15 protein-coding genes and 1 tRNA gene are annotated in these 15,152 nt (G+C 70.9%); 10 read left to right on the top strand and 6 right to left on the bottom strand.

The window, feature by feature from the left end:
- Positions 1–106: 106 nt before the first annotated feature.
- Entirely contained in the window at positions 107–2,242 is a 2,136-nt protein-coding gene (locus DDZ18_RS12650; protein ID WP_158272160.1) for an AsmA family protein, read from the bottom strand.
- A gap of 173 nt (positions 2,243–2,415) precedes the next feature.
- Here DDZ18_RS12650 and DDZ18_RS12645 point away from each other — a divergent pair, with 173 nt between their 5' ends.
- From DDZ18_RS12645 to DDZ18_RS12635, 3 genes are all read left to right on the top strand, one after another.
- Positions 2,416–3,198: a M48 family metallopeptidase gene (locus tag DDZ18_RS12645; RefSeq protein WP_109253762.1), complete on the top strand. Its 783-nt coding sequence runs from the start codon at positions 2,416–2,418 to the stop codon at positions 3,196–3,198.
- Positions 3,199–3,298: 100 nt separating this feature from the next.
- Positions 3,299–3,375: transfer RNA gene (locus tag DDZ18_RS12640), tRNA-His, on the top strand.
- Between the two features lie 136 nt (positions 3,376–3,511).
- On the top strand, positions 3,512–4,198 hold the full coding sequence (locus tag DDZ18_RS12635) for a hypothetical protein (protein ID WP_109253761.1): 687 nt from the start codon (positions 3,512–3,514) through the stop codon (positions 4,196–4,198).
- A gap of 15 nt (positions 4,199–4,213) precedes the next feature.
- Here the strand turns inward: DDZ18_RS12635 and DDZ18_RS12630 are convergent, their stop codons facing one another.
- Complete coding sequence (locus tag DDZ18_RS12630; RefSeq protein WP_146190674.1) at positions 4,214–4,612, bottom strand: DUF6491 family protein; 399 nt, start codon at positions 4,610–4,612, stop codon at positions 4,214–4,216.
- Positions 4,613–4,687: 75 nt separating this feature from the next.
- Between DDZ18_RS12630 and DDZ18_RS12625 the strand changes: the two genes are divergently transcribed.
- The 3 genes from DDZ18_RS12625 (at position 4,688) to DDZ18_RS12615 (ending at position 7,965) form a co-directional block, all read left to right on the top strand.
- Complete coding sequence (locus DDZ18_RS12625; protein WP_109253759.1) at positions 4,688–5,854, top strand: NAD(P)/FAD-dependent oxidoreductase; 1,167 nt, start codon at positions 4,688–4,690, stop codon at positions 5,852–5,854.
- A gap of 75 nt (positions 5,855–5,929) precedes the next feature.
- Complete coding sequence (locus DDZ18_RS13815; RefSeq protein ID WP_233245836.1) at positions 5,930–6,733, top strand: hypothetical protein; 804 nt, start codon at positions 5,930–5,932, stop codon at positions 6,731–6,733.
- A gap of 74 nt (positions 6,734–6,807) precedes the next feature.
- Positions 6,808–7,965 (top strand): DUF2336 domain-containing protein, encoded by a 1,158-nt coding sequence (locus DDZ18_RS12615; RefSeq protein WP_109253757.1) that lies wholly within the window; start codon positions 6,808–6,810, stop codon positions 7,963–7,965.
- Positions 7,966–7,974: 9 nt separating this feature from the next.
- Here DDZ18_RS12615 and DDZ18_RS12610 read toward each other — a convergent pair whose 3' ends face one another.
- The 4 genes from DDZ18_RS12610 to DDZ18_RS12595 form a co-directional block, all read right to left on the bottom strand.
- Positions 7,975–8,469 (bottom strand): Hpt domain-containing protein, encoded by a 495-nt coding sequence (locus tag DDZ18_RS12610; protein ID WP_109253756.1) that lies wholly within the window; start codon positions 8,467–8,469, stop codon positions 7,975–7,977.
- A gap of 18 nt (positions 8,470–8,487) precedes the next feature.
- A complete protein-coding gene (locus DDZ18_RS12605) occupies positions 8,488–8,934 on the bottom strand; it encodes a response regulator (RefSeq protein WP_158272159.1) in 447 nt (148 codons plus the stop codon).
- Between the two features lie 74 nt (positions 8,935–9,008).
- Positions 9,009–9,767, bottom strand: coding sequence for an NAD kinase (locus DDZ18_RS12600; RefSeq protein ID WP_109253754.1), 759 nt, complete (start codon positions 9,765–9,767; stop codon positions 9,009–9,011).
- Between the two features lie 41 nt (positions 9,768–9,808).
- Positions 9,809–10,858, bottom strand: a complete 1,050-nt coding sequence (locus tag DDZ18_RS12595) for a DUF2336 domain-containing protein (protein ID WP_109253753.1) — start codon at positions 10,856–10,858, stop codon at positions 9,809–9,811.
- A 94-nt stretch (positions 10,859–10,952) separates the two neighbouring features.
- Here DDZ18_RS12595 and egtB point away from each other — a divergent pair, with 94 nt between their 5' ends.
- From egtB to DDZ18_RS12575, 4 genes are all read left to right on the top strand, one after another.
- Positions 10,953–12,242 (top strand): ergothioneine biosynthesis protein EgtB, encoded by a 1,290-nt coding sequence (egtB, locus tag DDZ18_RS12590; protein ID WP_109253752.1) that lies wholly within the window; start codon positions 10,953–10,955, stop codon positions 12,240–12,242.
- Between the two features lie 54 nt (positions 12,243–12,296).
- Positions 12,297–13,067, top strand: coding sequence for a class II aldolase/adducin family protein (locus tag DDZ18_RS12585; RefSeq protein ID WP_109253751.1), 771 nt, complete (start codon positions 12,297–12,299; stop codon positions 13,065–13,067).
- A gap of 85 nt (positions 13,068–13,152) precedes the next feature.
- Positions 13,153–13,944: a hypothetical protein gene (locus tag DDZ18_RS12580; RefSeq protein ID WP_109253750.1), complete on the top strand. Its 792-nt coding sequence runs from the start codon at positions 13,153–13,155 to the stop codon at positions 13,942–13,944.
- A 73-nt stretch (positions 13,945–14,017) separates the two neighbouring features.
- Positions 14,018–15,151, top strand: coding sequence for an efflux RND transporter periplasmic adaptor subunit (locus DDZ18_RS12575; RefSeq protein WP_109253749.1), 1,134 nt, complete (start codon positions 14,018–14,020; stop codon positions 15,149–15,151).
- Position 15,152 lies beyond the last annotated feature (1 nt).

The following is a 15,152-nucleotide window of genomic DNA, read 5'->3' as shown; positions in this document are numbered from 1 at the left end:
ATCTCCTCCCTCGTGCGCCGCGTCAGGGACGGCCCGGGGGCCGGGCGCGGCGTCTGTGTTCGGCCGAAGTAGATAGACCGCCGCAGCGCGGATCAAGCCGACCAGGCTAGCCGTCGCTGGGCGGCTCTTCGGTTTCTTCGGGCTGTTCCTCGCCGAGCGCTCCGGAGAGCAGCCCCTCGAGAATGCTGCGCGCCGGGCCGGGGACCTCGATCGCGGGGTCTTCAGAGTCGGTCTCTGCAGCCGGCTCCGTGTCGGCCTCCGTCTCGCCCGGCGTCTCGGAAGACGCGTCGTCCTCGTCCCGCCCCATCAGCCGGTCGAGCAGGGCCTCGGCCGCCACATCCTCGATCGAGCGGCCTTCGCCGAGCGCCTGGCCGGCCTCGCCGCCGATCAGCTCGCCGGCGCGGGCGCGGACCAGATCGCGGGCGACCGCCTCGAAGTCGACGCCGATGGAGACGTCGTTGAAGCCGCCGCGAATGCGGATCGGCACCTCCAGCCCCTGCAGATCGACATCGCCGCCCTGTCCGGTGAGCGAGCCCACCGCGCGCGGATTGATCCGGTAGTCGATGCGCTGTTCGGCGAGACTCACCTCGCCGTCGCCGCGCACGCGCAGGAGCGGGCTCAGCATCAGCAGGTCGGTATTGCGCGCCAGCCCGTTTTCGATCGCGATCGTGCCCGCCAGCGCTGTGAAGTCCGTCTGCTGGCGCTCGCCGAAGCCGGACGGCAGCTCGCCGGTTTCGACGGCGGTCTGGATGGTGCGGACGACCTGGGCGAGATTGGCGCCCTTGATCGCGCCGTCCTCGAAGCTGAAGCCGCCCTGGCCCGAGATCGAGTCCATGATCGCGGCCGGGCTGGCGCCGCTGGCGGCCAGGTCGAGATTGATCGACCCCAAGCCTTCGAGACGCTCGAAATTCGCCGCGGCGCGCAGGAAGGGCAGGGCGTCGAGCGCGTCCAGCTCGGCGTCCAGCGAGAAGGACGGCGTCGCCGAGCGCGTGTTCGCCACGGCCACCGCGCTGCCCCGTCCGCCGTACAGCAGGAAGTCTTCGAGATCCGCCTGAAGGCGGCCGTTGGCGAGCACGGCGCGCAGCGTCACGTCGGTGACCTCGATGTCGCGGACGCGCAGGCGTCCGACCGCCGCGTCCACCGCGGCGTCGACGAGCGAGAGCGGGCCCAGATCGACGGGCTCGTCGCTCCAGGGCTCCATCGCGCCGGAGTTCGCGTCCTCCCCGCCGGCGGGCAGGTAGGGGTTCAGGTCGAGCGCAGGGATATCGAGCTGGGCGTTGACCGCCGGGCGGCCCTCGCCGTGGTTGATCACGAGGTCACCCGCTGCGGCGATGTCGTCGAGCGCGATCTCGGCGTCCGATAGCGTGATGCGGCCCTGGCGACCGGCGATCTCCGCGTCGGCGTCGAAGCGCCGGAACCCGTCGCCGTCGGGAAGCTCCGAGCCCAGGAAACGCGCCAGCCGGCGCAACGCCAGCGAGACGTCGGCCCGGCCGTCATAGTCGAAGCGCTCGCTTTCCAGCAGCGCGCCGTCGAAGGCGATCTCGGCCATGTCGCTGTCGAGATCGAGCGCCACCGGGGTGCGCGCGCCCTCGAACAGGCCGCGCACCGATCCGGCCTCGAGCGTGAAGTCGATCGCCTCGCCGTCGGCGGTGAACCCGCCGCGGAGCCGCGCCGGCGCGTCGAGCGAGGGCAGGTCGGCCTGGAGATCGAGATCGCGGACCTCGCGCGTTTCGCCGTCGGCGGTGTAGCTGAGCGCGCCGTCCACGATGCGCACGTCGCCGAAGCTCGCCTCGAAGGGCAGGGCGCCCGGCCGGCGGACGAACCCGCCGTCGGGGGCGGCCGGCGCGCCGGCCGCGGTCTCGCGGAATGTCCAGTTGTTGCGGGCGCCGCGCTGCTCCAGCCGGATCACGGGTTCGACCAGGACGAACTCCTCGATCACGATCTGTCGCGTGAGCAGCGGCCAGAGCGCGAGCGTGAAGCGCATCTCGGCCATCTCCGCGAGCGGCTGCTCGCCGAACCCCTCGGCGTTGGCGACGCTGACCTGGCCCGCCCGGGCCTGCACCCGCGGCAGGATCGACAGGCCGACCTCGCCGTCGAGGCGGACCTCGCGGCCGAGGCGTTCGCTCGACTGCGCGCTCAGACGGTCGCGCAGGAAGTCGGACGGGATGAGGACCGGCGCCAGCAGGGCGACGGCGACGAGCACGCCGACAAGCACCAGAATGATCACCAACAGGCGCCGCATGCCGATCTCCATGTCTTCGCCGCTTCAACGCGTGAGGACCGCGATTCGGTTTCCGGTCCCGGGCGAGTGTGATTAAATCTCAAACATCATGGCGGTTCCACGGCGCGATCGAGCCGCAGGGGCCGAAGGGGGCGCGCACCCTTGCGCGCGGCCGCAACAGGATGGGTCGCATCATGCACAAGGTGAAGATGAGTCGCCGCGAGATCATTCGCGGACTGGCGGCGGGAACGGTGTTCCCCATCGCCGCGGGCTGTGCGGAGAACGCCGCGCTCGGCCGCAGCCAGCTCATGCTGGTGTCGGACCAGCAGGTCGCCCAGATGTCGGCGCAGGCCTGGCAGGAGGCGCTGCAGTCCGAGCCGATCAGCCGCGATCCCGCGATGAACGCCCGGGTGCGCCGGGTCGGCGACCGGATCGTTCGCGCCTCCGGCATGAGCCAGTACGACTGGGAGTACGTGGTCTTCGATTCCGACCAGCAGAACGCCTGGACGCTGCCGGGCGGCAAGGTCGCCTTCTATCGCGGCATTCTCGAAACGATGGAGAATGACGACCAGGTCGCCACGGTGATGGGCCACGAGGCCGCCCACGTCGCCGGCCGGCACGCCGCCGAGCGCGCCTCCCAGCAGATGGCCGCCGGGGTCGGGCTCGGTCTGGCCGCGGTCGCGATGGACGGCGCGGACTCGGAGAACGCGCAGCAATGGGCGGGGATCCTGGGAATGGGCGTCACGTTCGGCGTGCTGCTTCCCTTCTCGCGGCGGCACGAGCTCGAGGCCGACCGGATCGGCGTCGACTACATGATGGGCGCCAATTACGACCCCCGCCAGGCGTTGCGATTCTGGCAGGCGAAGGCGGCGCAGAACCAGCGCCAGACCGTCGAGTTGCTGTCGACGCATCCCTCCGACGCCACGCGGATCGCCGCGCTCGAGGAGCACCTGCGCCGGCGCGGCTACTCTGTCTGATCGCGCCCCTGCGCCCGGCGGGGCGCGGGTCTTGCGCGGACCGGGCGCCGGAGCTAGTTTCCGCCGCCTCCGGACGGGCTTCGCCGCCCGTGTCCGATGCGCCGCCTTAGCTCAGTAGGTTAGAGCGCCAGATTGTGGATCTGGAGGTCCCCCGTTCGATCCGGGGAGGCGGTACCATCCTTCTCTTCATGACATTCGCGCCAGCCCGTTCGAAGCCGCTTTTCCACAAGCGGGCTGCGCACCGGCCTTCGGAAAGGTTAACGAATCGCTACACTGACGCGCTCATAAGCAAATCAGCGGCGACGGAGCGATCATGGCGAGGCTTTCCGAGGGCGGCGGCGCGCGCTTCATGATCCTCGACGAGGATCAGCTTTACGACGAGGCGGAGATCGACCGCATTTGCGCCCGCCATCGCATCGAGGGCCAGCAGACTCGGATGGCGTTGTGGCGCACGCTCGAGGAGGCGGGTCGCCGGTTGCTCGATCGTCGCCGGTTGAAGGCGCGACGCGTCCATCTCAGCCGCCTGAAGCAGGAGCTGCAGCTGGGCATGCGCCTGGCCGACCAGCTGTCCTCGCATGTGCCGTCGCCGGAGCAGTTGTCCGGCGATCAGCCCAGCATCGGTCTGAGCCGGCATCACCTCGCCGCCCTGCGCGAAGGCGAACGCCTTCTGGCGCGGGACGATCGCTCGGGCCGCGCCGCGCGGCTCGAGGACGCCGCTGCGGCGCTGTCCTATCTATCGGATGTCTATGAAGCCGCGCTCGAAGCCTGCACTGAGCGCGGCGTGGAGGAGTGCGAGGAAGAGGCCTGGCGCGCGCGGCTCCAGTCCTTCTACACGCGAACGCTGGCCCGGCCGTGGTCGAGCGAGGGGGACAATGGCGGCGAACGTTTTCTCGCCGATTGCCGCGCGCCGTTGCGCGACGGCGAGCCGGATAGCCCCGACGCCTCGGCCGAGGACCGGGATGCGCCGGGTCCTGCGCGCCTCGCCGCGGCGGAAGGCTGACCCGGCGCGGCCGCCTCAGTCTTCGCTGTTCTCGTCAGCGCTGCGCTGTTCGATCAGCTCGCGGGCGGCGTCGATATCGGCCACCGGCTCGATCGACTCGATCGGGCAACGCCAGCCGTCATCGGTGACCAGGTGCTCGACCAGCGGCGGGCAGAGCCGCTCGTTGTCGTCGAAGCTGGCGCCGATCTGGATGCCGAAACGGAGCCCCGAGCAACGCGTGCTCGTGGTGATCAGAAAGTGGCGGCTGGCGCCGCTATTGAGCAGCACGTGGCGGTCGTCGATCACGCTGTAGCCGGTGATGTTGCGCAACTGAACGCAGCGCGATCCGGTTTCCTCCTGGGCTCCTGCGGCCGGCGCGGCGACACACAACGCGGCCATAGCGGCGAAACTCGCGGCGATTGCGGGTTTGAACATCGCGCATTCCCTCACTTGTAGTCTGCTGCGCCCCCTTCTATCGCTCCGCGATCCGGGATCGACGCAACGAAAGCAATGAGCCCCCCGATCATAAACCCTTCCAGCCGGCCGCGCATCCTCGTCGTCGGCGCCGGCGTGTCCGGCCTGTCCATCGCATGGCGGCTGGCGCGCGCCGGCGCGGATGTGCGCGTGCTCGAGGCCGGCCGTGCGACCGCCGGCGCGCTGCCGGCGTCGGGGGGCATGCTCGCGGCGGGTTTCGAATCCTGCCTGGAGCAGGATCCCGATGCGCCGCTGGCCGACGCCTTCGCACGGCTCGCCGGTGAAGGCGCCGGGCGTTGGCGGGATTTCGCCGCCGCCCTCGAAGCCGAAGGCGGCGTCCGCATCGGCTATGAACGGCGCGGCTCGATCACGCCGGCCTACGCCGCCGACGAAGTGGCGCGGCTGTCGGCGGGCCTCGACCGGGCGCGTCGCCGGCGGATCGACGCCCGCCTCGTCGACGCGGAGACGGTGGCCGGGCTCGAACCGTCGCTTGCGACCTGTCTCGGCGCGCTGGTCTTTGACGGCGACGGTCAGCTCGACAACCGCGCGTTGGCGACGGCGCTGGCGGCCGCGGCGCGCCGCGCTGGAGCGGACATCGCCGAGCAGACGCCATGCGCGCGCCTCGCGTTCTCGGGAGACCGCGTCGTCGGCGCCGTGCGCGCCGACGGCGGGCGCGAGCCGGCCGATGCGGTGGTGCTGGCCACGGGCGCCGGCCCGCTCGCCGGGGAGGCCCCTGAGCGGCTCGCAATGACGCCGGTCAAGGGCCAGATGATCTCCTTCGCCGCGGCGCGCCCGCTGGCGCCGGAGCGGATCGTGCGCGGCTTCTCCATCTATCTCGCCGCCAAGCCGGACGGCCGTCTCGTGGCCGGCGCGACGAGCGAGCCCGGCGTTGATGATGGCGCGACCGACGATGAAGCCGTCGAGCGCCTGGCGGCGCGAGCCCGCGAGGTGCTACCCGGGCTTGCGCCGGTTCCGATCTTCGAGCGCTGGGCGGGGGTGCGCCCGGCCGCCGCCGATCGGATGCCCGTTCTCGGTGAGTCCGAGGCGGCCGGCCTCTATTACGCGCTGGGCGCGTACCGGAACGGGGTGCTGCTCGCGCCGGCGGCGGCCGAGGACCTGACGCGCCTGATCCTCGACGGCGCCGCGCCGGACGCGATCGCGCCGTTCTCTCCGCGGCGGTCTGCGCTGCGCGCGGCCGGTTAACGAAGGATTATCCCCGCCGGCGTCAGCCTGCGGAACGAGGCCGTCGATTCGACGGCGCGAGCGAAGGTGGCGGGCGTGTCCGACGCGATCTCCAGCCTGGCCGAACGCAGCGGCGGCGCGATGCGCACGATCGCCGCGGCGGCGCAATCGACCGGCGCGGACTTCGACTTCCTCGTCCGGACCGCCGCGCGCGAGAGCAATTTCGACGCGCAGGCGCGGGCCTCGTCGTCGTCCGCGGCGGGCATGTTCCAGTTCATCGAGCAGACCTGGCTGGCCATGATCCACCGTCACGGCGCCAAGCACGGCTACGCGGCGGCGGCCGGGGCCGTGCGGGAGACGACGGCGGGCCGCTTCGTCGTCGACGATCCCGAGCAGCGCGCCGCCATCCTCGACATGCGCTTCGATCCCCGGGCCGCCAGCGTGATGGCCGGCGAACTCGCCGCGGACAACGCTGCGATCCTGCGCGAGCAGACCGGCCGCGAACCCGGCGCCGGCGAACTCTACGCGGCCCATTTCCTCGGCGCGCGCGGGGCGGCGCGCCTGATCAACGAAGCCGCGGCGAATCCCGACGCCCGCGCCGATCGGCTGTTTCCCGCCGCCGCGGCGGCCAACCGGCCGATCTTCTACGCCGACGGCCGGCCGCGAAGCGCGCAAGAGCTGCTGGCCAATCTCGCCGGCGAAGCGGCGGCGGCCGGCGTCGGCGCGACGCCGGCGCCGTCTTCGCCCGAGCCGCGCACGCCGGTTGTTCCGGCCGCCACGGGCGGCGGCGGGCGGGCTTCGGGCGGCTGGGCGCGATCCTCGCCCGGCGAGCTCTCGCCCCTGCTCGTGGAGATCCTCGCCTCGCTCGAGGCGCCGCGCGCGCCGGAGCGGAAGGCGTGAAGTCCCGCTCCGCAAGGCCGCGTTAAGAATTGCGGCGCAGGATTGGCCGTCAATCGCGTGAAAGGCGGTGCGACATGGGCGTCGAAACGATGCGAGCGCGGCTGACCGCCGACGACGTGCGCCGGATTTGCGATTCCGGCGACGAAAGGGCGCGCGCCGATGCGGCGCGCAAGGTCTGCCAGCGGATTTCATTCGCCGATCTGGGCGCGTCCGACCAGGCCGCCGCCGAGCAGATCGTGCGCATCCTCGCCGCCGACGCCGCCGACCGCGTGCGGCGCGCGCTTGCGGTGACGCTCCAGCGCTCCGACCAGCTGCCCCATGACGTCGCGCGCAAGCTCGCCGAGGACATCGAATCCATCGCCGTGCCCGTGATCGCGGGCTCGCCCGTGCTCACCGACGAGGATCTCGTCGAGATCGTGCGCGGCGGCGACGCCATCCGCCAGACCGCCGTGGCCTCCCGGCCGCGGGTGTCGAGCGGCGTGGTGCGCGAGATCGTCGCGCGCGGCGCGTCCAGCGCGGTCGGCGCGGCGGCGTCGAACGACGGCGCCGATTTCGACGACGAATCCTACGACGCGGCGCTCGAGCGCTTCGCCGACGCGCCGGCGGTGCTGGAACGCTTCGTCGAGCGTTCGCACCTGCCCGTGGAGATCACCGAGCGGCTCATTTCGCAGATTTCAGATGCAGCGCTGGAGAAGCTCGTCTCGCGCCACGCCCTGCCGCCGCAGCTCGCCGTGGAGCTCGCCGAGGGGGCGCGCGAGCGCGCGACCGTCGACCTCGTCGAGCAGGCCGGCCTCGCGCCGGACCCGCGCCGCTTCGCCCAGCAATTGCAGCTCAACGGGCGTCTCACGCCATCGCTCATCCTGCGGGCGCTGTTCCGCGGTCATGTGAGTTTCTTCGAGCACTGCGTCGCCGAGCTGGCCGCGATCGATCACGCCAAGGCGTGGCTGCTGATCCATGACGCCGGGCCGCTGGGTCTGCAGGCCGTGTTCGAGCGCACCGGCCTGCCCAAGCGGATCCTGCCGGCGGTGAAGGCGGCGCTGAGCGCCTGGCATTCCCTCGAGGTCGGCGACGGCGGCGTGCGCGACCAGATCGCGTTCAGAAAGCGCCTGACAGAGCGCATCTTCACCCAGTTCCAGGGCGCGCCCGAGGCGGATCTCAATTACTGCCTGGAACGCCTCGACGCCGACGAGCGCCTTGTCGGCGAGGACGAGGGTCTGCGCGCGGCGTCCTGAGCCCGCGGCTCAGTCGGATTCGCCGACCAGCTCGACCACGTGGCCCTCGAGGGTTTCGACCAGCTGGCGGCCGATCTCGTCGCACTCGTCGCGGACATTCTGCAAGAGCGCGGCGCGGACCGCCCCGACATGGGCGTCGACCAGCTTCTTCGGCGCGGCGGCGCGCTTTTCCTCGGTCTCGATGAGCTTCGCCAGCGAGGCGCAGATCCGCGTCACGATCGGAAACTCGTAGGTCGTGCCGAGACCGCGCAGGTCGTGGGCGACATTGAAGAGTTCCTCGCCGGCTTCCCCGGCCAGGCCTTCCGAGCGGACCTTCGCCATCGCGGCCTCGAGCTTTTCGACCTCTTCCTCGAGCCAGCCGCGAAATTCGTGGCGCAGCTCGTCGAGGGCGGCCTCGGCGCGCGCCACGGCGGCGGGGTCGGTCTGCGGAACCCGCCCGCCGACTTTCACCCGCAACATGTTCGGCGGGTTGATCATTTCGATGGGCTTTTCGGATTCGCTCATGAGGGGGCTCCGGCTGAGCTAGAGGGCGGCTTCGTGAAGGCGGGCCGCAGGGCGAGCGCGCGCGTCGCGGGTCGCCAGCGCCGCGATGGCGTCGAGCAGGGCCGCCGGCGTGATCGGCTTGGTCAGGAGGGAATCGGCGCCGGCCTCGCGGGCTTCGCGGGTCCGCGCCTCGCCGTCATAGGCGGTGAGCATGATGGCGGGCGGCGCGGCGGCGCCGTGCTCGTCGCGGAGGCGGCGCAGCAGGGCCACGCCGTCCATGGTCGGCATCTTCCAGTCGCAGATCAGTAGATCGAGCGATTGCTCGCGTACCATGCGCAGCGCGGATTCGGCGTCGGCGGCCTCGAAGACGCTGCGGCAACCGGCGGCGGACAGGATCGAGCGCAGAAGCCCGCGTACGGCGGGGTTGTCGTCGATGACGCCGACCTGGTGAGGCTCGAGGCCCGATTTGTCGCCTGCACTCGCCAAGCGGCGCTCCTTCGAGAATGACTCTCCGGAGCATCTAGACCGAATTTGTTTAATGTGCGGCTAAACAAGGCCCATCAGGACGTGAACTGCTCCAGCAGGATGCGCTCGTCCAGCGTCCGGCCTTCCTCGAACAGCATGGTCAGCGTGACGTCGCCGGCCTCCGAGATGGTCACCGTCTCGGCGTCGCGAAACTCCTTGTTGTCGCCGACCACGGAGACCGGGCGCTTCTCCGGCTCCAGCACGTCCAGCGTGACCACGCAGGAGTGCCGCAGGAGCGCGCCCCGCCAGCGCCGCGGTCGGAAGGCGCTGATCGGCGTGAGCGCCAGCAGCTGGGAGTCTAGGGGCAGGATCGGTCCGTAGGCCGAGAAGTTGTAGGCCGTCGAACCCGCCGGCGTGGCCACCAGCACGCCGTCGGCGGCGAGCTCCTGCAGGCGCACCTTGCCGTCGATCGATATGCGGATCTTCGCAGTCTGGCGCGTCTCGCGCAGCAGCGAGACCTCGTTGATGGCGAGCGTCTCGAAAGGCCCGCCGTGCACGGTGCGGCCGACCGCGCGAAGCGGGTGGATCGCGGCGCGCTCGGCGCGCTCCAGCCGTTCCGGCAAGCCGTCCTCGTCGGGTTCGTTCATGAGAAAACCGATCGAGCCGAAATTCATCCCGTAGACGGCAATCCCGCGCCCCATGACGGAGTGAAGCGCGTCGAGCATGCTGCCGTCCCCGCCGAGCGCGACGAGCACGTCGGCCTCGTCGAGCGAAGCCTCCCCGTAGGCCGCCTTCAGGCGCTGATGGGCCGCGCGGGCGTCCTCGCGGTTGCTGACATGGTAGGCGATGCGCATGGAAACGAACTCGGCCGGTCGGGGCGGGCGCGCGCCGCCCGTCAGTGGATTGAAGCCGCGGCGCCGAGGCGACGCAAGGCCCGGCGGGCGTCCTCGCACGAATAGAGCCGCTGCATCTCGTCGAGCGCCTGGCGGAACCGCGCCGGTTCGAGCGCGTGCACATGGCCGGCGCGGCGCAGGGATTCGTGGACGGCCTCGACTTCGTCGTCGGCCAGGCCGATCGCGCGTCCCGCCAGCGCGCAGGCGCGCAGGCCGGAGCGCGACACGGCGGTTCGCCAGTCCTCGACATCGACGCCCGCCAGCCGGCTGATCGCGTGATCGAGGACGTCGTGGCGATCGGCCCGCGCCGCCCGCAGCAGATGCACGGTGTCGAGCTGGCCGCGCGCATGGAGCTTGGCGATCAGCGCCGCCGCCGCGGCGTCGCCGTTGCGCGTGTCGGCCTCCGCGGCGGCCTCCGCGGCGGCGTCGAGCCGATCGGCCGGAAGATCGGGAAAGCGCTCGGCGAGCCGCTGGCGGATTGCATCAGCGGCGACGGCCTGCAGCGCGCTTGCAAAGCGTTCGCTCAGATCGGGGCGTTCGGCCAGCAGCGCCTGGAGTTCGGCGTCGTCGCGCGCGACCGAGGCGAAATCGAGCGCGGCGGCGTCAGGCAGAACGGCGCCGGGATTGGCCGCGAGCCGGCGAATGACGGGCGGCTCCAGATGACGCGCCAGGGCCAGCGTCAGACGCGGCGGGGTCTCGCCGCGGCCCGCGAGGGCCAGTCGATGGTCCGGTCCGATCTCCGCGGCCGCGAGCAGATCATCGATCGTCAGCCGCACGGAGCGCTCGAGCACGGGCCGCGCACACTCGATCGCGTCGAACGCCAGCTCCTGGATCACGGCGGGCGGCGCCCACTCGCAATCGGCCAGGCGCTCGGCCATCGCGACGCGGACGCGACGATCGACCGCGCGGACGAGCTCAAGCAGCGTCGGTTCGATCTCGCGGGAGGCGGTTTCCGACAGGCGGCGCGTCGTGCAAAGCTCTGTGACCGCCATCGCGAGGCGGGAGCGCCGATCGTCGCCGGCCTGCCGGGCGCCGGGATCTCGGGCCGTCATGAGCGGGACGCGCTCCTCTCGCGTTTGCGTGATTCGTCAGCCAAGCTGCGCGGATTATGGTTACGACGACGTTAGCGGCGAGCGGAGGCGCGCCATGCCGAAGGACCAGATCTCCGCGCCGGAGGAGAGCCTCGCAGACGCCTTCCAGCGCGTCAGGGCGCGGTCCCTGGCCTGGGCGGAGCCGCTGAGCGCCGAGGATCTGTGCGTCCAGACGATCCCCGACGTCTCGCCGGGCAAGTGGCATCTCGCGCATACGACCTGGTTCTGGGAGGCGTTTCTGCTCGGCCCGTTCTCAAGCGGTTACGACCCCTTCGACCCAAGATTCAACTACCTGTTCAACTCGTATTACGAAGCGATCGGCGAGCGGCATCCCCGGCCGCGCCGCGGCGAGCTGACGCGGCCCTCCCTCGACGAGATCCGGGCCTATCGCGCCCATGTCGACGCCGCGGTGCTCGACTGGCTTGGAGCGGCGCCGGAGGAGGAACTGGAACGCGCCGGGCCCGTCATACGGACCGGCCTCGCCCATGAGGAGCAGCACCAGGAGCTTTTCCTCACCGACATCAAGCACGTCCTGTCCTGCAATTCCTTCCCGGAGGCGGCCTACGAGCAAGGCGCGGGCGCGGCCGTCGGCGCCGCCGCGCCGCGACCGCCCGCTCCGGAGTGGGCGGTCTTCGAGGAGGGGCTGCACGAGTTCGGCCATTCCGGCGACGGTTTCGCCTTCGACAATGAGGGTCCGCCGCACAAGGCCTGGATCGCGCCATTCGCGCTGGCGACCGCGCCGGTGACCAACGCCGAGTTTCTCGCCTTCATCGAGGACGGCGGATATCGGCGCCCGGAGCTCTGGCTGTCCGACGGCTGGGCGGCGATCCAGGCGGAGAACCGTCACGCGCCCTATTACTGGCGCAAGCGGGACGCCGGCTGGGCCGAGCACACGCTTCACGGCGAAGAGCCGCTCGATCCCGCCGCGCCAGCGTGTCACCTGGATTATTACGAGGCGAGCGCTTTCGCCGAGTGGACGGGCTACCGTCTGCCCGAGGAGCGCGAGTGGGAGCTCGCCGCCCGGGCGCTCGACCCCGCCGCCGGTCGATGGGCGGAACCCGGCGGCCGCCTGCATCCGGTCGAACCGCCGGCCGGTGAGGGGCTGCGCGGCGTCTTCGGCGAGGTCTGGGAGTGGACCCGTTCGGCCTACGCGCCCTATCCGGGCTATCGCGCGCCGGCCGGGGCCATCGGTGAGTACAACGGCAAGTTCATGTGCGGCCAGTTCGTCCTGCGCGGCGGATCGGCGCTCACCCCGCCCGGGCACGTGCGGGCGACCTATCGAAACTTCTTCCCCCCGGACGCGCGCTGGCAGATGACGGGTCTGCGGCTTGCGCGCGACGTTTGACCCGGCCTCGCGCCGGCGCGATCATTCCTCGACGCGGCATCAGGAGGCGCTCCGATGGACGACCAGCCCAACATTTCAGTGAAAGAACAGGTTTCCGAAGCCGAGTGGAAGGCGCGTTGCGACCTCGCCGCACTCTACCGGCTGGCCTTCATGCACGGCTGGGACGACCTCTTCTTCACGCACATCTCGATGCGGGTGCCCGGCGAGCCGGACCATTTCCTGATCAACCCCTTCGGGCTGCTCTTTGAGGACGTGACCGCCTCGAACATGGTCAAGGTCGACGAGGAGGGGAACGTGCTTCCGCCGAGCCAGTACGGCATCAACCCGGCGGGCTTCACCATCCATTCGGCGATCCACGCCGCCCGGCCGGACGTCCACGTCGTGATGCATCTCCACACCGACCAGGGCGTGGCGGTGTCGGCCCAGAAGCGCGGGCTCCTGCCGATTTCGCAGCTGGCGATGAACGTGATGAAGGACGTGGCCTACCACGACTACGAGGGCATCGCGCTGGACGCCGATGAAAAGGAACGCCTCGTCGCCGATCTCGGCGAACACAACCTGCTCATGCTGCGCAATCACGGCACGCTGACCTGCGGCGACCATCCCTTCACCGCCTATACGCGCATGTACATCCTCGAGCGCGCCTGCAAGGTCCAGACGCTCGCCCAGGGCGAGGGCGCCGAGCTCATCGAGTGGGACGAGAAAATGCAGAAGCGCGTTTACGAGCAGGGCGAGGAGGCCTTCACGAACGACCTCTTCAAGGAGATCGGCTGGTCGGCGATCCGCGGCCGGGTCGACCGGCAGAGCCCGGGCTACGACGCCTGAATCGCGTGGCGCGCGAGCGGATTCGACTCTTCCCGCATTAGTTGATTAACTGCCTCTCCGTCGCCGGCGCGCGGGGAGGGAGGACATGCCGAATGCGAGGCCCGTCGTCATCGTCCTCGCGTGCGCGCTGGGTCTCGCCTCCGCAGGTCGCGCCGAGGCCGGCGCCTGGGTGCGCAAGAAGGGCGACGGGCTGCTCATCACCACCCTGTCGCACCACCGCCTCGAGGCGCCCTCCGACGGCGCCGCGCTGAACAAGCGCGAGCTGGCCTTGTACGGCGAGTACGGCCTGACCGGCCGGCTGACGCTCGTCGGCCGCGGCGCGTTGCAGGACTTTCGAGCGCCGCCCGCCGAGACCGCAGGGCCGATCGAAACCAGCGTGCGCACGCTGGGCGGTTCGCAGGCGGGCCTGCGGATGCGGCTTTTCGAGAAGGGCCGCTGGGCCGGGGCCGCCCAGGCGCTCGTCACCCTCGAGAGTCCGGGGGAGAACCGGAACAACGCCGAGCTCGGCCAGGGCGGAGGCGACCTCGACGGACGCGTGATGATCGGTCGGGCGATCGGGGATCGCGGCTTCATCGAGGTGCAGGCCGGCTGGCGCGACCCGGCCGATGAAGACGCCGCCGCGGAAGTGCGCCTCGACGTGGTTGCGGGGCTCCCCGTGCGCGAGCGGGTGCGGCTGGTGGTCCAGACCTTCTCGGTGTGGTCGGCGGATTCCGCGACGGCTTCGCTGCCGCACTATTCCGGTCACCGCGCGCAAGTGTCGCTCATGCGCGAGTTCCGCGGCGGCCGCCACGTGCAACTCGGCGTGCTCTCCACGGTGAGGGCGGACTCGATGGCCGATGAATTCGCCGTGATGGCGGGCGTCTGGCAGGAATTCTGAACGAATTTTTAGGTCGCCGTCTTTGATTTCGACCTGCGCGAGCGCATATATCGCTGCGACACAAGGATCATCCATGCGCCGCGCCATTTTCCTGCTCATCGTTCTCGCCGTGTTCGCCGCCATGGCCGCGGCCGTCACGCTTCGCGCCATCGGCCCGTTCGGCGGGGAGGGCGGCGCGGCGGGCGGATTCGGCGGCCGCTCGACGCCGGTGGCCGTCGCCGAGGTTCAGGTCGAGGAATTCGCGGATATCGTCGAGGCGCTCGGCACCGCCAACGCCAACGAATCCGTCACGATCACCGCGAAGGTCTCCGACACGATCGCGCGGCTGAATTTCGATTCCGGCGATTATGTCGAGGCCGGGCGGATCCTCGTCGAACTCTCCGACGCAGAGGAGGCCGCCGGACTGTCCGAGGCGCGCGCGACGCTGCGCGAAGCCCAGCGGGAGATCGACCGCGTGCGCGACCTGACCGAGCGCGGCGTGGCGCCGCGGTCGCGCCTCGACGAGGCGCTGGCGGTCGTGGAGCGTGCGCGCGCGCGAGTCGAGGCGATCGAGGCGCGTGTCGCGGACCGGATCATCCGCGCGCCATTCTCCGGCGTGGTCGGCCTGCGCCAGGTCAGCCTCGGCCAGCTCGTCCGGCCCGGCGACGCGATCGCGCGAGTCGACGACACCAGCGTCATCAAGCTCGACTTCACCGTGCCGGAGCGGTTCCTCTCGGTGATCGAGCCGGGCATGGGCGTTGAGGCGAGAACCTCGGCGTTCCCCGACCGCGCTTTCGAGGGCGAGATCGCCCAGATCGACTCGCGCGTCGATCCCGTGACGCGCACGGTGATGGTGCGCGCATTGATCGATAATGAAGCGGGCATGCTCAGGCCGGGCCAGCTGATGACGGTCGAGGTGCGCCGCGATGTCCGGGAGCGGCCCGCCGTGCCGCAATCGGCGGTCACGCTCGTCCGGGACCAGGCCTTCGTCTACCGCGTCGCGGACAGCGAGGGCGGCGCGGTCGCGCGCCAGACCCCGGTCGTGCTCGGCATGCGCCGGGACGGCCTGGTCGAGATCACGGACGGCTTGTCGGTCGGCGATCGCGTGGTCGCCGAAGGCGTGCACAGGGTGCGCGACGGCGCGCCGGTCTCCGTCGTGGACGGCGGAGAGCGTCGCGAGCGTTCGCAGCGGTCGGGCGGGCCGGCCAGCACGGTCTCCGGAGACTGAT

It is taken from the genome of Marinicauda salina, assembly GCF_003122085.1.
Taxonomy (GTDB): domain Bacteria; phylum Pseudomonadota; class Alphaproteobacteria; order Caulobacterales; family Maricaulaceae; genus Maricicauda_A; species Maricicauda_A salina.
This window is presented reverse-complemented; position numbering and strand designations above follow the sequence as displayed.